The organism is Flavobacterium sp. AED, assembly GCF_000812945.1.
Classification (GTDB): domain Bacteria; phylum Bacteroidota; class Bacteroidia; order Flavobacteriales; family Flavobacteriaceae; genus Flavobacterium.
Genome location: NZ_JSYM01000001.1, coordinates 133,189 through 151,565, shown reverse-complemented (window position 1 = coordinate 151,565; position 18,377 = coordinate 133,189). Strand labels below are relative to the sequence as shown.

Annotated in this window: 14 protein-coding genes; 13 read left to right on the top strand and 1 reads right to left on the bottom strand. The window is 33.1% G+C overall.

What is annotated here, in order from left to right; translation table 11 throughout:
• Positions 1-6: 6 nt before the first annotated feature.
• From OA85_RS00645 to OA85_RS17695, 5 genes are all read left to right on the top strand, one after another.
• On the top strand, positions 7-921 hold the full coding sequence (locus tag OA85_RS00645; protein ID WP_039107390.1) for a FecR family protein: 915 nt from the start codon (positions 7-9) through the stop codon (positions 919-921).
• Positions 908-3,445, top strand: coding sequence for a TonB-dependent siderophore receptor (locus tag OA85_RS00640; RefSeq protein WP_039107388.1), 2,538 nt, complete (start codon positions 908-910; stop codon positions 3,443-3,445). Before OA85_RS00645 ends, OA85_RS00640 begins: the two co-directional genes overlap by 14 nt.
• 632 nt (positions 3,446-4,077) lie before the next feature.
• The gene (locus tag OA85_RS16930; RefSeq protein WP_197056042.1) at positions 4,078-4,368 is read left to right on the top strand and encodes a hypothetical protein; all 291 of its coding nucleotides are present in this window, start codon (positions 4,078-4,080) and stop codon (positions 4,366-4,368) included.
• 184 nt (positions 4,369-4,552) lie between these two features.
• Positions 4,553-4,918, top strand: coding sequence for a cupin domain-containing protein (locus OA85_RS00630; RefSeq protein WP_156129389.1), 366 nt, complete (start codon positions 4,553-4,555; stop codon positions 4,916-4,918).
• Positions 4,918-5,040, top strand: coding sequence for a hypothetical protein (locus OA85_RS17695; protein ID WP_255350535.1), 123 nt, complete (start codon positions 4,918-4,920; stop codon positions 5,038-5,040). The genes OA85_RS00630 and OA85_RS17695 overlap by 1 nt, the downstream gene beginning before the upstream one ends.
• 109 nt (positions 5,041-5,149) lie before the next feature.
• Here OA85_RS17695 and glmM read toward each other — a convergent pair whose 3' ends face one another.
• Entirely contained in the window at positions 5,150-6,538 is a 1,389-nt protein-coding gene (gene glmM, locus OA85_RS00625) for a phosphoglucosamine mutase (RefSeq protein WP_039107386.1), read from the bottom strand.
• Positions 6,539-6,639: 101 nt separating this feature from the next.
• On the opposite strand from glmM, the gene OA85_RS00620 reads away from it, so the two are divergent.
• The 8 genes from OA85_RS00620 to OA85_RS00585 all read left to right on the top strand — a co-directional run bounded on the left by OA85_RS00620 (position 6,640) and on the right by OA85_RS00585 (position 18,146).
• Complete coding sequence (locus OA85_RS00620; protein WP_039107384.1) at positions 6,640-7,224, top strand: ACP phosphodiesterase; 585 nt, start codon at positions 6,640-6,642, stop codon at positions 7,222-7,224.
• Positions 7,221-8,906, top strand: coding sequence for a gamma-glutamyltransferase (gene ggt / locus OA85_RS00615; protein ID WP_039107382.1), 1,686 nt, complete (start codon positions 7,221-7,223; stop codon positions 8,904-8,906). The genes OA85_RS00620 and ggt (OA85_RS00615) overlap by 4 nt, the downstream gene beginning before the upstream one ends.
• A 14-nt stretch (positions 8,907-8,920) precedes the next feature.
• Positions 8,921-10,606, top strand: coding sequence for a gamma-glutamyltransferase (gene ggt / locus OA85_RS00610; RefSeq protein WP_039107380.1), 1,686 nt, complete (start codon positions 8,921-8,923; stop codon positions 10,604-10,606).
• Positions 10,607-10,627: 21 nt separating this feature from the next.
• Entirely contained in the window at positions 10,628-11,302 is a 675-nt protein-coding gene (locus OA85_RS00605; RefSeq protein WP_039107378.1) for a DNA alkylation repair protein, read from the top strand.
• Positions 11,303-11,338: 36 nt separating this feature from the next.
• Positions 11,339-13,123 (top strand): chloride channel protein, encoded by a 1,785-nt coding sequence (locus OA85_RS00600; RefSeq protein WP_039107376.1) that lies wholly within the window; start codon positions 11,339-11,341, stop codon positions 13,121-13,123.
• Positions 13,124-13,293: 170 nt separating this feature from the next.
• Entirely contained in the window at positions 13,294-14,592 is a 1,299-nt protein-coding gene (locus tag OA85_RS00595; protein WP_039107374.1) for a TIGR00341 family protein, read from the top strand.
• A 143-nt stretch (positions 14,593-14,735) separates the two neighbouring features.
• Positions 14,736-17,567: an excinuclease ABC subunit UvrA gene (uvrA, locus tag OA85_RS00590; protein ID WP_039107372.1), complete on the top strand. Its 2,832-nt coding sequence runs from the start codon at positions 14,736-14,738 to the stop codon at positions 17,565-17,567.
• A 138-nt stretch (positions 17,568-17,705) separates the two neighbouring features.
• Positions 17,706-18,146, top strand: a complete 441-nt coding sequence (locus OA85_RS00585; RefSeq protein WP_082014132.1) for an endonuclease domain-containing protein — start codon at positions 17,706-17,708, stop codon at positions 18,144-18,146.
• The last annotated feature ends 231 nt before the right edge of the window (positions 18,147-18,377 follow it).

Here is an 18,377-nt window from a genome sequence, read left to right as displayed (position 1 = left end):
TATAAAATGAAAAATGAAAAAGAGATATTAAAATGGTTAAATAATGAGCTTTCAAGCAAAGAAATTGAAGATTTAAAACAATCTGAAGATTTGAAAACACTTGAAAAGATTGCTCATTATGCATCACAATTGGAAACACCAAAAGTAGATGCCCAAGCTGCTTTAGAAGCTTTTAAGGCTCGAAACCATTCTAAAAAGAAAACAAAAGTTAGATCATTAAATTTCAAAACATTCTATAGAGTCGCTGCCATTCTGGTTATTATGTTAACCTCTGCTTATTTCTTGTTTTTTAACAATACTAAATCTTTCGAAACTCAAATAGCACAAACCAAAACGGTTACGCTACCTGATAATTCTGAAGTGATATTAAACTCCGCTTCAAAATTAACTTTTAATGAAAAAAAATGGGCGGATAAAAGAGATTTAACGTTAGAAGGAGAAGCTTACTTTAAGGTACAAAAAGGGCAAACTTTTAGTGTAAATACAAAGGTTGGAGTAGTAAAAGTTTTAGGCACACATTTTAATGTAAAAGAACGCAAAAATTATTTTGAAGTTAATTGCTATGAAGGATTAGTAAGTGTGACTTACAATAATAAAACCGTTAAATTGCCTCCTGGCAAAACATTCCGAGTTATAAATGGCTCAATTGAAAATGTTGAAGATTTTAATGCCAAAAACCCTTCTTGGATTCAACAAGAATCGAGTTTTAATCGAATTCCTTTAAATCAGGTTATTGCAGAACTAGAGCGTCAGTACGATATAAAAATTAAAAAAGAAGATGTAGATACTTCAAAACTGTTTACGGGAAGTTTTACACATACTAATAAAGAAATTGCGCTTCAAGCAGTTACAATTCCGCTTAAATTAAGTTACAGGATTGAAGGCAAAACCGTTATATTTTACAATTATGGTGTTAAATAAATGGCTGGTTTATCTACTGCTTTGTATGGGTTGTATTTGTTATGGACAAAATACAGCTAAAAAAACAGCTCTAACTGAGGTTATTGTTTCCATCGAAAAACAATTTGATGTTAAGTTTTCGTATGCTGTTGAAGATATAGCCACTATTGCAATTGAAAAACCGAATCCTTCATTTACATTACAAGAAACAATTGATTATCTGAACTCGAAAACACTTTTAAATTTCAAAGCTTTAGACAATCGATATGTTACCGTTTCGGTGCTAAACAAAACAATATCCATTTGCGGAATTGTTTTATCCAACGAAAAAAAGTCTCCTCTTATTGGTGCTTCAGTAGTTGTAAATGACATCGGAAGAAATACAATTACAGATCAAAATGGTAAATTCAATTTACCGAATATTCCAATAAATGCAACGCTAACCATTTCCTATTTAGGTTTTGAATCCAGACAATTGGCAGCTAAAGAGTTGTTTTCAGCACAAAATAATTGCAAAGAAATTATTCTTTCCACAAAAAATGAAGAATTGAATCAAGTTTTGATAAATGTCTATTTAACTCCTGGATTACAAAAATATTTAGATGGAAGCACTGTTTTAAACACTAAAAAATTTGGTATTCTTCCCGGACAAATAGAACCAGACATTTTGCAATCCATTCAAGTACTTCCTGGGGTTGAAAGTACCAATGAAAGTATAGCCAATATTAATGTGCGTGGCGGAACTAACGATCAAAATTTAGTGCTTTGGGATAATATCAAAATGTATCATTCCGGTCATTTCTTTGGATTAATATCTGCTTACAACCCGAATCTTACCAATAAAGTAATCGTTAGTAAAAACGGAACAAGTGCTGAATACAGCGATGGAGTTTCCAGTACCATAAACATGCAGACCAAAGACGATGTTACAACTGTTTTTTCTGGTGGCGGAGGAATTAATTTAATAAGTGCTGATGCCTTTTTAGAGATTCCAATAACTAAAAAATTAGAGTTACATATTTCAGGACGTCGTTCCATTACCGATTTGTTTAAATCTCCAACTTACACTAAATATTTTGAACGAAGTTTTCAAGACACTGAAATCAATACGGATAGTAACCAAAAGGATACTTCTTCTGATTTTTACTTTTATGATTACACCGCTAAATTGCTTTTTGATTTAAATGAAAAACATCAATTTAGAGCCAATATTATTGGTATCAATAACGCTTTGGATTATTCGGAACGTCGTATTACTAACTCAAACGAAACCGAGTCTAAAGTTAGTAATTTATCCCAGAAAAATATTGGCTATGGAGGAAACTGGAAAGGACAATGGAGTCCAAAATTAAGCACAAACCTAATTACTTACTTTTCCAGATACAATATTGACGCTACCGATTATAGAGTGGAAACAGACCAGCGCTTAACCGAAGCCAATGAAGTTCTGGAAACAGGAGTAAAATTAAATACCTATTACAAAACAAATGACAACTTAAATTTCTTGTTTGGTTACCAATATAATGAAACGGGGATGTTAAATCAAACCACCGTTAGTGCTCCGTTTTACTCTAGCACTAAAAAAGATGTTCTATTGAATCACGCCTTATTTTCAGAAGTGGAATACAATAAGAATAATACCTATTTGAGAGTGGGATTGCGTTTGAATTATTTTCAAAAATTTGAAAAGTTTTTGGTTGAGCCACGAATAAATATCAGACAAAAATTATCAAATCAATTTGCTTTAAAATTAGAAGGGGAATTTAAAAATCAATCTACTACTCAAATCGTGGATTTTGAAGATGATTTCTTAGGTGTAGAAAAAAGACGTTGGGTTTTAGTCACAAATAAAGATATACCTATTGCAACGAGTAAACAAGGATCTTTTGGTGTGGAATTCAATAAAAACAAACTAAATATTGAGGCTACAGGTTTTTATAAAATTGTAGATGGTATTACTGCTTCCAATCAAGGTTTTTATAATAGTTTTCAGTTTAATAATGCGAATGGAAGTTACACTGCAAAAGGTTTGGAATTTTTAGCCAATAAAACAGCTTATCAATATAGTGTTTGGGTCAGTTATACTTTCAGTACAAATGACTATAAATTTGATACTTTTACTCCTTCAACTTTTCCCAATAATGTAGATATAAGACATTCTGTATCTTTAGGTTTCTATTACAATATATTTAAAAATCTAAAAATAGCTGTTGGCGGTATTTGGAGAAATGGGCAGCCTTATACAAAACCAATTGTAGATAAAGAAACCATCCAAAAAGGAAATAATACAATGGTAAATTATGGTTCGCCAAACAGTGAAAATCTAGCTGATTTCATGCGTTTAGACGCTTCCTTAAATTATAATTTTAATCTGTCGGAATCTATTAAAGCTTCGTTTACTATGGGTGTAATTAATGCTACCAATCAAAATAATGTTATCAATAGGTATTACAAAGTCAATCCAAATGACTCTAATGATGCTGTTCAAGTAAATAACAAATCATTAGGCTTAACGCCAAATATAAGTTTTAGAGTGAATTTTTAATATTTATTTTAATGTGAGTTGATTTACAACTCTACCCTTTTTAATATTTAATTATTTGTCTGATTAAATCATAACCTTGTTATTTTTATAAGTTTTACAATATAGTTTCTGAAAATGATTTCTTCAGTTAAAATACAATTACTGATAAGGTCATTCCTGACTTAATTTGAGATAAATTCAAGCTTATTTTTTGAATAAAAAAATGCCTTATTTCATTAATTCTCCGTTTACTTCTATAGAAACATTTTACTTAACAATGTTTTAATAATGCTTTTTTTATCTAAAGTAATTAAATTCAAAAAACAACCATATTTACCTAATAACCAATTAATTAAATATTAAATAGTCGTATTTTTGTTTAGATTTTTATCATCTAAAAATATTAGATTTGAAATGTGTTCAAGAGTATATGCAATCGAGATTTTCTTTTGTAAAGTTCTTTTCTTTGAATTTATTAAACAGACTAAAATAATAAGACACTTAAGCGCTAATATCATGAAAAAAATTAAAACTAAGAACTAACCAATCGATAATTATTACCTATAAAAGTGGAGACCAGCAGCCACTAAAAAAACGGGGCGTCATCGAAAAGCCACACGAGTAGAAGAATAAAAAATAACAAAATGGAAAATATGAAAAAAATAATGGTTCAGTACGAATTTCCTGAAATGACATCAAAACAATATGACCAAATATGGCAGGATTTGCGTACAGCGGGTCATGAAAATCCAAAAGGATTGGAATATCATGTGAGCGCTCAGGCTGGAAAAGGTTTAAAAGTGATAGATGTTTGGGAAAATGCTGATAAGTTTAATGAATTTGGACAAACGTTAGCTCCTATTCTTACTAAAAATGGTATTACGCCAACTCAACCTACTGTATTGCCACTTCATTATGAATATTCTGGCAATGCTGTTCATTGAACACCTAACAGTCCGTTAAAATACCTATGAGATGAACCTGCCTCAGTAAGATAGTTCATCTCTAATTTATTCGAATCTATATCGTTTAACAAAATACAAATATCCATAAGGTTTCCATTTGTCTTTTAGTTCTTAATCTCAAATCGAATCCTCATAAAAAAATGATCTCAAAATAACAATGAAAATGAAAGCAATACAAAAAATAGCTGCCTTGATGCTATTAAGTATCTTCAGCGTAGTTGCACAGATTCAGGCACAAGTGATGAAAATGCCTGCAGACCATATCATGATTATGCCCAATGATATTAAGTGGGGTCCAGCTCCTCCGGGTTTGCCACCTGGTTCAAAAGCAGCTGTTATAGAAGGAAACCCAAGCGTAGCAGGATTATTTACGATTCGCGCAAAAATTCCCGCCAATTATAAGATAATGCCGCATTGGCATCCAGCCGATGAGCACATTACTGTTATTAAAGGTTCCTGCTATATGGGAATTGGAGATAAATTTAATGAAAAAGAAGCAAAGAAAATGACAACAGGAGGTTTGCAGTAATGAAAACCGGAACACATCACTATTTCTTCACAAAGGAAGAATGCATCATTCAATTACATGGCATAGGTCCTTGGGGAATCATCTACATTAATCCTGCCGATGACCCTAGACATAAAAAATGATTTATAAAAATGAACAAGCAACTTTCGCTTTATAAAAATTATTTATTAAAAAAGTTAACCCTTTCAAAATACGATTTGAAAGGGTTAACTTTTTTAATAAATAATGATATTATATTCCAGCTATTTCTTTTATCTCATCAATGATTCGTTGTGCCAAAGCATCCGCTTTTTCTTGTGAAGCAGCTTCCGTATAAATACGAATAATTGGTTCAGTATTTGATTTTCTTAGGTGAACCCAATTTTCAGCAAAGTCAATTTTCACACCGTCAATAGTGGTGATATCTTCATTTTTGTATTTCTCTGTCATGGCTACAAGAATTGCATCAACATCAATTTGTGGTGTCAATTCAATTTTGTTTTTGCTCATATAATATTCGGGATACGAAGCACGCAAAGCAGAAACTGTCATTTTTTTGTTGGCCAAATGTGTTAAAAACAGCGCCACTCCCACCAAACTATCACGACCGTAATGCAGCTCCGGATATATGATTCCGCCGTTTCCTTCACCTCCTATTACAGCATTGTTCTTCTTCATTAGCTCCACTACATTCACTTCACCTACGGCACTTGCTTCATAGCTTCCGTTATGCATATTAGTTACATCACGCAATGCACGGGAAGAAGACATATTAGAAACTGTATTCCCTGGTGTTTTACTCAATACATAATCGGCACAAGCCACCAAAGTATATTCCTCACCAAACATTTCACCGTCTTCGCAAATAAAAGCCAAACGATCCACATCAGGATCAACCACGATTCCTAAATCAGCTTTTTCTTTAACCACTAATTCTGAAATATCAGTCAAATGTTCTTTTAAGGGTTCAGGATTATGAGGAAAATGACCATTCGGTTCACAATATAATTTAACTACTTCAACACCCATTAATTCCAATAATCTAGGAATAATAATTCCTCCCGAAGAATTTACACCATCAACTACCACTTTTAACTTAGCTGCTTTTACTGCATCAACATCTACTAAAGGCAAATTCAATACTTCATCAATATGAATATCCATATAAGCATCGTTAATCATAATGGCCCCTAAATCGTCCACATCCGAAAAATCGAAAGCTTCTGCATCAGCAATTTCAAGAATTTTTAGCCCTTCTTCTCCATTCAGAAACTCTCCTTTCTCGTTCAATAGTTTTAAAGCATTCCATTGTTTTGGATTATGCGAAGCAGTAAGGATAATTCCACCTTCCGCTTTTTCTAATGGAACAGCCACTTCAACGGTTGGCGTTGTAGAAAGACCTAAATCAATCACATCAATTCCTAAACCAATTAAAGTATTCACCACTAAATTGTGAATCATTGGCCCCGAAATACGAGCATCACGACCTACAACAACAGTTATTTTTTCTTTTCCTATATATTTTTTTAACCAAGTTCCATAAGCTGAAGCAAATTTAACCGCATCAACCGGCGTAAGATTATCACCAACTTTACCTCCTATTGTCCCACGAATTCCTGATATTGATTTTATTAGAGTCATATTTCTATTTTTATGGATTTTTGGATATTAATTTTTAAATTGCTCACAAATATAATAATTGACGGTTTACAAAAGTCATTTATAATTCATAAATTAGGCGAATGAATTTCCTAGCCCACATCTATCTTTCCGGTGACAATGATTTAATCAAAATTGGTAATTTCATGGCTGATGGTATCCGTGGAAAACATTTTGAAAGCTATCCATTAGAGATTAAAAAAGGAATCATTTTGCACCGTGCCATTGATACTTTTACTGATGCACATCCCATTTTTAGGCAAAGTACAAAAAAACTACATGAAAATTACCATCATTATGCCGGTGTAATTGTGGATGTTTTTTACGATCATTTTTTGGCAAAAAACTGGACAAAATATTCTGATGAAAAATTAGAAGAATTTGTAGATCGATTTTATCAATCTTTACTGGATAATACTGCACTCCTTTCCGAAAGGACTAAAGGAATGATGCCTTATATGATAAAACAGAATTGGTTAGTCAGTTATCAAACTATTGAAGGAATTAATCAAATTTTGACACAAATGGATTATCGTACCAAAAACGAATCTAAAATGAGATTTGCCACAAATGAACTTTCAGAATTTTATTCAGAATTTGAAACCGAGTTTACCGATTTTTTTAAAGAATTAATACTATTTTCGAATACTAAAATAATGACCCTATGAAAAAAATACTGTTTCTACTTGCTTTTACTGTTTTAGGATGCAAATCGAATGAAAAAGCAGTTGAACCTACAGGTTTAGTGACCACGAAAGCTATGGTAGTTTCTGCGCGTGAAGAAGCTTCGCAAATTGGAATGGAAATCATGAAAAAAGGTGGAAATGCCTTTGATGCAATGGTAGCAACAGAACTCGCTCTAGCAGTTTCACATCCACAAGCAGGAAATATTGGCGGTGGTGGATTTATGGTTTTTAGAAAAGCCAATGGCGAAACCGGTGCAATAGATTATAGAGAAAAAGCACCTTTGGCTGCAACTAAAGACATGTTTCTTGATGAAAAAGGAAATGTAATAGCAGGTAAAAGTAGAGAAACCGCTTTGGCTTCTGGAATTCCAGGTACGATTGCAGGAATATTCGAAGTACACAAAAAATATGGTTCATTACCAATAAGTGAAATTCTGAAACCTGTAATTGCCTTGGCAGAAAGAGGCGTTATAGTCACTAAATTTCAAGCCGAAAGTTTATCGTTTTATAGAGATTCATTTGTAAAAAGTAACGGTCCAAACAGTTTATTTTCGAAAGAATACAAGGAAAATGATACTATAAAATATCCAGCATTGGCAGCCACATTAAAACGAATTGCCTTAAACGGTCGTGATGAATTTTACAATGGAGAAACTGCTCAAAAATTAGTTACTTTTCTTGATAAAAAAGGTGGAAATGTAACCATGGAAGATTTGAAAAAATACCAAGCTAAATGGAGAACTCCCATTACATTTCAATATAAAAATTTAAAAATAACCTCTATGTCTCCGCCAAGTAGCGGTGGAATATGTTTGAATCAAATCATGAAAATGATTGAGCCTTTCAATCTCTCTCAAATGGGACACAACAGTCTAAAGACCATTCAGGTAATTACTGAAGCTGAACGAAGAGCCTATGCCGACAGAAATTATTTCTTGGGTGATCCTGATTTTGTAAAACTTCCTATGAAAGAATTAGTAGATGCCACTTATTTAGAAAAAAGAATGAGTGATTTTTCATTCGACAAAGCATCAAAATCCTCCGATATTGCAAATGGGGAAATCAAAGGGTATGAAAGCAAACAAACGACTCATTATTCTATTGTCGATGCAGCCGGAAATGCCGTTTCAGCAACAACTACTTTAAATGATAATTATGGTTCTAAAATATATTGTGATGAATTGGGTTTCTTTTTGAATAATCAAATGGATGACTTTAGTGCCAAGCCGGGAGTTCCAAATTTATACGGACTTACAGGAACTGAAGCCAATAGCATCGCTCCCGAAAAAAGAATGTTAAGTTCCATGTCACCAACGATTGTAGAAAAAGAGGGAAAACTCTTTATGGTTGTGGGTACACCTGGAGGTTCAACGATAATCACATCAGTTTTACAAACGATATTGAATGTTTATGAGTTTGGTATGAGCATGCAAGAAGCGGTAAATGCACCCCGTTTCCATCATCAATGGTTACCTGATGAAATTACTTTTGAACCTAATTCATTCGATAAAGAATTATTGAATAATTTAATGAAAAAAGGATATATCATCAATGAAAAAAACAAAGAAATCATTGGCGAAGTTGATGCCGTTTTAGTATTACCAAATGGAAAACTTGAAGGTGGTGCAGATAAAAGAGGAGATAACAAAGCTGTTGGGTTTTAAATTTAAATATTTGAATGAAAAAAATTATTATTCTATTGAGTGTCTTTTCTATTGGTTGTAAAACCCAAAATGCTATAGTTCAACCAACAGGACTTGTTGCTGATAAAGCAATGGTGGTATCTGCTCGTGAAGAAGCTTCAAAAATTGGAGTTGAAATCATGAAAAAAGGCGGGAATGCTTTTGATGCGATGGTTGCAACTGAACTGGCTCTTGCCGTATCCTATCCTTATGCAGGAAATATTGGAGGTGGCGGTTTTATGGTCTATCGAAAAGCCAATGGGGAAACCGGAACTTTGGATTATCGCGAAAAAGCACCATTAGCAGCAACAAAAGACATGTTTCTTGATGATAAAGGAAATGTTATTAAAGGAAAAAGTACAGCTACAGCACTTGCTATTGGAATACCTGGAACTATTGCAGGCGTATTTGAAGTACATAGAAAATTAGGTTCTTTACCTATTGAAGAAATATTGAAACCCGTAATTGAATTAGCAGAACGTGGAGTTATTGTGACCAATAAACAAGAAAAACGTCTCAGCGAATACCGAAATGAGTTAGTCAAAATAAACGGAGCAAATTCCCTACTATCGACTGTTTTTAAAGAAAATGATACTATTAAATATCCTGCTTTGGCAGCCACATTAAGGCGGATTTCTAAAAATGGCAGAGATGAATTTTACAAAGGAGAAACCGCAAAAATATTAGTTCAATACCTTCAGGAAAAAGGAGCTATTATCACTATGGAAGATTTGGCTAAATATGAAGCCAAATGGAGAACACCACTAACTTTTGATTATAAAGATTTAAAAATTATTTCAATGCCTCCTCCTAGTAGCGGCGGAATATGTTTGGCTCAAATATTTAAAATGATTGCGCAATATGATTTGGCAAAAATGGGACATAACTCATCCGAATCTATTCAAGTTATTGTAGAAGCCGAAAGAAGAGCTTATGCTGACCGAAGTTATTTTCTAGGCGACCCTGATTTTGTAAAAATTCCACTTAAGGGATTAATGAATGATGACTATTTACAACAAAGAATGGCTAGTTTTAATTTTGATAAAGCCACTCTTTCATCAGATATAAAGGAAGGAAATGTAAATTATAATGAAAGTACTGAAACCACACATTATTCTATTGTGGATCAATTTGGTAACGCTATTGCAGCCACAACAACACTAAATGCGGGTTACGGTTCTAAATATTACTGTGATGCATTGGGCTTTTTTCTCAACAATGAAATGGATGATTTCAGTGCCAAACCAGGTGAACCAAATATGTTTGGATTAGTAGGAAATGAAGCCAACAGTATTGCGCCACAAAAACGAATGTTGAGTTCTATGACTCCAACTATTGTAGAGAAAAACGGAAAATTATTTATGGTTGTGGGTTCACCAGGCGGTTCTACAATAATCACATCAGTATTACAAACGATTTTGAATGTTTACGAGTATAGTTTGAGTATGCAAGAAGCGGTAAATGCTCCACGTTTTCACCATCAATGGCTACCTGATTTAATCACTTTTGAACCTAATACTTTCGACACTAAAACCTTTGATGTTTTAAAATCAAAAGGATATAAAATCAATGAAAAAACGACGCCAGTAATAGGAAAAGTTGATGCTATTTTAGTTTTACCAAATAAAAAACTTGAAGGTGGCGCTGATTATAGAGGAGACGATACAGCGGTAGGATTTTAAATGTATTGAAAATCTGAATTTATGAACTTTATAATTGCATTAGAAAACGCTTTTAAACAAAAGGAGAATAAGGGGAATGCATTTGCAATGGCAAAATACATGAAGAATAATTTTTCGTTTTTTGGAATAAAAACAGAGGAACGAAGACGTATTTTCAAGGAAATTTGGAAAGAAAACAAACAAGAAGTTTCAGCAAACCCAAGAGAAATTGCTTTAGCTTTATATTCAAAACAAGAACGGGAATTTCATTATTGCGCCATTGAAATTTTAATAAAAGAACTTAAGGTAAATTATAAAAAAGAAGATATTCAACTGATTGAAAAACTGATAGGTAACAATTCTTGGTGGGATAGTGTAGATACCATTTCGAAATACATTTTAGGAGAATATCTATTGGAATTTCCATTGGAAACCAAAAATGTAATTGAACGATTTTCAAAGTCAGAGAATATGTGGCTGAATAGAAGTGCTATTTTATTTCAATTGAATTACAAACAAAAAACGAATGCTGATTTTTTATTCTCTGAATGCTTAAAACAAGCGCATTCTAAAGAATTTTTTATTCAAAAAGCAATTGGCTGGGCATTAAGGGAATATGCAAAAACAAATCCCGAAGCGGTGAAGAACTTTGTTCTAGAAGCTAATTTAAAACCATTAAGTACAAAAGAAGCATTAAAAAATATTTGTTGCCCTTAAAATAGTAGTATTTTAGCATCCTTATTAAAAAACACAATGTTCAAAAAATATATATTTAAATTAGAAACAATAATTGCTTGGTCACAATCAATATTAAGTCAAAAACAGTTTATATTCTTATCTAGTATTTTAGTTGGTATTTCATCCGCTTTTGCAGTGATCGTTTTGAAATCTTTTGCACACTGGGTTTTTTCATTTGCCACCTATATTAATAGAACATTAAAATTAAGTTTCATCAATAGTATTTTACCTATCATTGGAATTTTACTTACCGTTTTTGTAATCAAAAGAGTGCTAGGTGGTACTATCGAAAAAGGAACTTCTCAAATTTTGTATGCCGTTGCTAAGAAGGCAAGTATAATTCCCCGAAAACAAATGTATGCGCAGATTATAACTAGCTCTCTTACAGTTGGATTAGGAGGGTCAGCAGGATTAGAAAGTCCTATTGTAGTTACGGGTGCGGCATTTGGATCTAATTATGCACAAAAATATAAATTAGGCTACAAAGACAGGACCTTGCTCATTGGTTGTGGGGTTGCAGCCGGAATTGCGGCCGCTTTTAATGCTCCCATAGCAGGAGTATTATTTGCCATAGAAGTATTATTAGTTGATGTCAGTATTTCCGCATTTACACCCATTATGATCGCAGCAGCAACAGGCGCTTTAGTTTCTGTTATTGTTTTAGACGAAAATGTGCTACTATCATTCAAACAACAACAAACTTTTGATTATCATAACATCCCCTTCTATGTACTTTTAGGATTATTTACGGGATTGATTTCAGTATATTATTCTAGATATTTCAATCGCGTTGAACATTTTTTTGAGCAACTTAAACTAAGTCCATATAAAAAAGCACTTTTTGGTGCTTCAATTTTAGCGGTACTTATATTTATTTTTCCAACCCTTTTTGGAGAAGGATATGAAAGTATTAAAACCTTATCCGAAAATGACCCTGGAGAATTACTTGAAAACACTCTTTTTAGTAATTTTAGAAATAATAATTGGATACTCTTGGCTTTTATTGGTGTCACAATGATGCTAAAAGTTTTTGCGACAGGTATCACTTTAGGAAGTGGTGGTAACGGTGGTAATTTTGCTCCTTCCCTATTTTTAGGCTCTTATATTGGTTTTTTCTTTTCTAAATTTCTAAATCTAACAGGATTGACCAAATTACCAATCAGTAATTTTACCATGGTAGGAATGGCCGGAATATTAAGTGGATTATTTCATGCACCATTAACTGCGATTTTCCTTATCGCAGAAATCACTGGAGGTTACAACTTAATGATTCCTTTAATGATTGTTGCTTCTATTAGTTTTGCTATTTCTAAACGATTTGAAAAACACTCGATGGACGTGAAAAATTTAGTCAAAAAAGGGCATGTTTTCACCAGCAATAAAGACACTAATATTCTGACTACCTTAGATATTAATAAAATTATACAAACCGATTATTTAACTGTTTCTCCCGATGAAAATCTGGAAAAATTAGTTGATTTAATTTCACATTCTAATCAAGTTATTTTTGCTGTGGTAGATAAGGAAAAGAAAATAGTGGGAATCGTACATTTTAATACCATCAGAGAAATTATTTTCAACCCTTACCGCGTAAAATACACGTTGATAAAAGAAATTATGATTCCGCCTATAGAACTAATTTCCCCAGAAGATAGTATGGAAATTGTAATGAATAAATTCGAAAATGCAAAAGTTGTTTTTCTACCGGTAATCAAAGAGGGGAAATATTATGGGTTTATTTCAAAATCTATTGCTCTTGAAGCCTATAGAGCCAAACTAAAATCAATGACGATTGAATAATAAAAATTAACTAATTGTGTTAATCAACAAAACAATTATTCCTTCTCTATTTCGTATTTTTTAAAGATTAAAAAACACGAAATTTGTTATTTTAATTTCATCATTAATTGCCGACACAATTGGATTTATACGTTTAAAAACAATATTAACTGAGGAAATAATCCAAACCGATGATCAATAAAATATTAAAATTAATAGACTTACAAATTGGTGAAGAAGATAAAAACAAAGTATTAGAAAATGTAAAATCAAATATTACATTTCAAGGGGCTACTTTATGGATATTAGCTTGTGCAATAGTAGTTGCATCCATTGGATTAAATGTAAATTCAACTGCGGTAATCATTGGAGCAATGCTTATTTCGCCATTAATGGGCCCAATTGTTGGTGCCGGATTTAGTTTAGGAATATTCGATTTTGATTTATTAAAAAAAGCATTAAAAAATCTGTTAACCGCAACAATTGTTAGTTTAGTAGTCTCAACAACTTACTTTTTTTTAAGTCCATTCAAAGAAGCACAATCAGAGCTATTAGCTAGAACTTCTCCAAACATCTATGATATATTAGTTGCTTTTTTTGGAGGACTTGTAGGAGTAATTGCCATTACAAGAGTCGAAAAGGGAAATCCAATTCCCGGAGTAGCAATTGCTACAGCATTAATGCCTCCATTATGTACAGCTGGATACGGATTGGCTATCGGAAATATAAAATACTTTTTAGGAGCCCTTTTTTTATATACCATCAATTGCGTTTTTATTTGCATATCAACTTTACTAATTGTCAAACTATTAAAATATCCTGCATTGCAACAAGTAGATGCAAAACGTCAAAAACAAGTAAAATATATTATAACAACTTTAATTTTAACACTAATGTTGCCCAGTATTTATTTTGCTTATAAACTAATTGACGAAAAAAAATACAATCAAAAAATTGAAGTTTTCATTGAAAAAGAATTCATAAACAAAGGATATACAATACTTTATAAAAAAATTAGATTTAATTCAAATCCAAAAAAAATTGAACTTGCTTTTTTAACCAAAAAATTTAGCGACCAAGAAATCAAATCACTTAAACATACACTTAATAATTATAAAATATATAATACTGAATTAAATATCAAACAAGACACCACCGATATTAAAAAATACATTTTGAATGAAATTAATTCTGGAAAATCCAATTTAAATAAAAAATACATTACAATTGCCAATCTAGAAAATGAAGTCAAATCAAATCACTATGATAATAAAGCAATATTAGCAGAAGTGAAAATTTTATTTCCAGAAATCAATAACTTATCTATTTCTAATCATAAATTTTATGAAAATACAGATAGTTTAAAAGTATATCCCGTATTAGTTTACCAAAGTAAAACAAACCTTTCTAATCTCTCAAAGGAAAAATTATCACTATGGTTAGAGAAAAGGTTGGTCAAAGATAAAATTGAAATTTATAGATTAGAATAGTTATTCGCGTATCAAAATATACGCTGAACTTTACTAATATATACTACGTTACCATTTTTTAATATTTCTTTTTAACATAAACTTCTAAACTGTTCTATCGAAAGAATAAATCAAAATGGTAACTTTGCTTTTTTGCAAAAATTATGTTAGACAAAGACAATACCATTGAAGTTCAAGGCGCTCGCGTTCACAATCTTAAAAATATAGATATTTCCATTCCTCGTGAAAAACTAGTCGTAATTACTGGTCTTTCGGGTTCTGGGAAATCCTCCTTAGCTTTCGATACCATTTATGCCGAAGGGCAACGCCGTTATGTAGAAACTTTTTCTGCTTATGCGAGACAGTTCCTGGGCGGTTTGGAGCGTCCCGATGTTGATAAAATCGACGGACTTTCTCCAGTAATTGCTATTGAACAAAAAACGACCAGTAAAAGTCCACGTTCAACTGTGGGAACAATTACTGAAATTTATGATTTCCTGCGCTTGCTTTATGCTCGTGGTGCTGACGCCTACAGCTATAATACAGGAGAAAAAATGGTTAGTTATAATGATGAACAAATCAAAGATTTGATCATTCATGATTTTAAAGAAAAACGCATCAATATTTTGGCTCCGGTTATTCGTGCTCGAAAAGGACATTACGCCGAGCTTTTTCAACAAATTGCCAAGCAAGGTTTTCTTAAAGTTCGCGTAAATGGTGATATATTGGATATTACTTTAGGAATGAAATTAGACCGTTATAAAACACACGATATCGAAATTGTTGTGGATCGAATGGTTATTGACGATACTCCAGAAAATGAAAAACGTTTGACCGAAAGCATCAACACGGCAATGCATCACGGGGAGAATGTATTGATGGTTTTAGACCAAGATTCTAATGAAGTACGGTTTTTCAGTAGAAATTTGATGTGTCCTACAACAGGAATCTCCTACCAAAATCCAGAACCGAATTTGTTTTCGTTCAACTCACCAAAAGGTGCTTGTGATCATTGCAACGGTCTAGGAACAGTGAATGAAATCAATACAAAAAAGATTATTCCAAACCCGAAATTATCTATAAAAAATGGCGGTTTTGCTCCTTTGGGAGAATACAAATCCTCTTGGATTTTTAAGCAATTGGAAATCATAGGAGAAAAATACGGTTTCAAATTGACAGATACTGTAGAAACTATTCCGGAGGAAGCAATGGAAATGATTCTGAATGGTGGAAAAGAAAAATTCACTATCAACTCCAAAGATTTAGGCGTTGCCAGAGAATACAAAATTGATTTTGAAGGGATTTCACATTTCATAAAAAACCAGCATGACGAAAGCGGTTCAACATCCATAAAACGTTGGGCAAAGGAATTTATGGACGAAATAAAATGTCCTGTTTGCGAAGGTTCCCGTTTGAAAAAAGAAGCGATGTTCTTTAAAATCAATGAAAAAAATATTACCGAATTGTGTGATATGGACATTTCGGATTTGACAGCTTGGTTTCTTGATTTAGAAAATCATTTATCTGATAAGCAAAAGATTATCGCCACTGAAGTAATCAAAGAGATTAAGGACAGATTGAACTTTTTAATGAATGTAGGTTTGGATTATTTGGCTTTAAGCCGAAGTTCAAAATCACTTTCAGGTGGTGAAGCACAACGGATTCGTTTGGCAACACAAATCGGTTCGCAGTTGGTGGGTGTTTTGTATATTCTGGATGAGCCGAGTATTGGTTTGCACCAAAGAGACAATGATAAATTGATTCATTCTCTGGAACAATTACGAGATATTGGAAACTCCGTAATTGTGGTGGAACACGATAAAGACATGATTGAACGTGCTGATTATGTGATTGATATTGGACCCAAAGCAGGGAAATATGGCGGAGAAATTATCAGTAAAGGAACACCTGCCGAAATCTTGAGACATCATACCATAACGGCGATGTATATGAATGGAGAGATGAAAATTGAAGTTCCTGCAAAACGTCGAGAGGGAAATGGAAAATTCCTAAAACTGACCGGAGCAACAGGAAACAACCTGAAAAATGTTTCGATAGAATTGCCTTTAGGTAAAATGATTTGCGTGACTGGAGTTTCGGGAAGTGGCAAATCAACTTTGATCAATGAGACGCTCTACCCTATTTTGAATGCGTATTATTTCAATGGAGTCAAAAAACCACAGCCTTATAAAAAAATTGAGGGATTGGAACATATTGATAAAGTGATTGATATTGACCAAAGTCCGATTGGCAGAACGCCAAGAAGTAATCCGGCAACCTACACCGAAGTTTTTACTGAAATCAGGAATCTGTTTACAATGACTTCTGAGAGTATGATTCGGGGATATAAAGCGGGTCGATTTAGTTTTAATGTGAAAGGCGGACGCTGTGAAACTTGCGAAGGTTCTGGTGTGCGAACGATTGAAATGAACTTTTTACCCGATGTTTATGTAGAATGTGAAACTTGCCAAGGAAAACGTTTTAACAGGGAAACATTGGAGATTCGATTCAAAGGAAAATCCATTTCGGATGTGTTGAATATGACGGTTGATGAAGCGGTTCCGTTTTTTGAAATGATTCCGAAGATTTATAGAAAAGTAAAAACGATTCAGGATGTTGGTTTGGGATATATTACGCTTGGCCAACAAAGCACAACGCTTTCCGGCGGTGAAGCACAACGTATCAAACTGGCGGGAGAATTATCAAAAAAAGATACCGGAAATACCTTCTATATTCTGGACGAACCCACAACAGGCTTGCATTTTGAAGATATCAGAGTATTGATGGAGGTAATCAATAAACTGGTTGATAAAGGAAATACGATATTGATTATCGAGCACAATATGGACGTGATAAAACTAGCCGATTATATTATAGATATTGGTCCTGAAGGAGGAAAAGGCGGCGGACAACTCATTGCCAAAGGAACACCTGAAGAAATTATAAAAATTAAGAAGAGCTATACTGCGCAGTTTTTGAAAAAAGAGTTGGCTTAAATTCCCCTCCTCTGGAGGGGTGCCCGGAGGGCGGGGTGGTTTTTTTGTTATTTTTACTGTTTTTCTGTAATTTCACTTAAAAACCACCCCGCCCCATATATGGCACCCCTCCAAAGGAGGGGAATAAAACAAGGATTTATGGAAAACAATAGAGAAATAACCGCTTATATAAACACCTACCCTATTTATAGAAATTTCATCGAAAACTTACCCTACAACATAAAACTAAAAGCTAGATCACGAGTATTGCGCAAAGCAGGTGTGCTATCAGAAGTCATTTTTTGGTTACAAGTCCATAAAGGAATATTTTGGAAAATAGATTTTGACAGACAAAGAATTATAGGTAATTATATCGTAGATTTTTATGTAAAAACTTTAGGATTGGTAATCGAAATTGACGGTTCAAGCCATGATAACAAAGAGGAGTACGATCAAAAAAGAGAAGATTATCTCATTTCATTAGGATTAAAGGTTTATAAAATTTCGGATTTAAGGGTAAAACATGATTTGAATAATGTGATGATGGAACTTGAGAAATATATTGTTGTAGAATTTGGAAATAAAGCTACTAATATCTGAAATTTCGACAATAAAACCACCCCGCCCTCCGGGCACCCCTCCAAATGAGGGGAAAAGCAGACAGAATAATTGTAGGTAAAGGAACTCCGGAAGAAATTATAAAAATTAAGAAGAGTTATACGGCGCAGTTTTTGAAAAAAGAGTTACTTTAGTATTTGGGAGCCCTAGCCCTGATGGAAACGGCATCCTTTTACTTGCTTTTTTAGCAAGTAAAAGATATAGTGGACAGCA

What these genes read in the sequence shown, in the direction of transcription:
- OA85_RS00605 (WP_039107378.1), top strand. Translation starts at nt 10,628, where the DNA reads ATGAACTTTATAATTGCATTAGAAAACGCTTTTAAACAAAAGGAGAAT.
- ggt (WP_039107380.1), top strand. Translation starts at nt 8,921, where the DNA reads ATGAAAAAAATTATTATTCTATTGAGTGTCTTTTCTATTGGTTGTAAA.
- OA85_RS00620 (WP_039107384.1), top strand. Translation starts at nt 6,640, where the DNA reads ATGAATTTCCTAGCCCACATCTATCTTTCCGGTGACAATGATTTAATC.
- OA85_RS16930 (WP_197056042.1), top strand. Translation starts at nt 4,078, where the DNA reads ATGAAAAAAATAATGGTTCAGTACGAATTTCCTGAAATGACATCAAAA.
- OA85_RS00630 (WP_156129389.1), top strand. Translation starts at nt 4,553, where the DNA reads ATGAAAGCAATACAAAAAATAGCTGCCTTGATGCTATTAAGTATCTTC.
- OA85_RS17695 (WP_255350535.1), top strand. Translation starts at nt 4,918, where the DNA reads ATGAAAACCGGAACACATCACTATTTCTTCACAAAGGAAGAATGCATC.
- OA85_RS00600 (WP_039107376.1), top strand. Translation starts at nt 11,339, where the DNA reads ATGTTCAAAAAATATATATTTAAATTAGAAACAATAATTGCTTGGTCA.
- OA85_RS00640 (WP_039107388.1), top strand. Translation starts at nt 908, where the DNA reads ATGGTGTTAAATAAATGGCTGGTTTATCTACTGCTTTGTATGGGTTGT.
- OA85_RS00595 (WP_039107374.1), top strand. Translation starts at nt 13,294, where the DNA reads ATGATCAATAAAATATTAAAATTAATAGACTTACAAATTGGTGAAGAA.
- glmM (WP_039107386.1), bottom strand. Translation starts at nt 6,538, where the DNA reads ATGACTCTAATAAAATCAATATCAGGAATTCGTGGGACAATAGGAGGT.
- ggt (WP_039107382.1), top strand. Translation starts at nt 7,221, where the DNA reads ATGAAAAAAATACTGTTTCTACTTGCTTTTACTGTTTTAGGATGCAAA.
- OA85_RS00645 (WP_039107390.1), top strand. Translation starts at nt 7, where the DNA reads ATGAAAAATGAAAAAGAGATATTAAAATGGTTAAATAATGAGCTTTCA.
- OA85_RS00585 (WP_082014132.1), top strand. Translation starts at nt 17,706, where the DNA reads ATGGAAAACAATAGAGAAATAACCGCTTATATAAACACCTACCCTATT.
- uvrA (WP_039107372.1), top strand. Translation starts at nt 14,736, where the DNA reads ATGTTAGACAAAGACAATACCATTGAAGTTCAAGGCGCTCGCGTTCAC.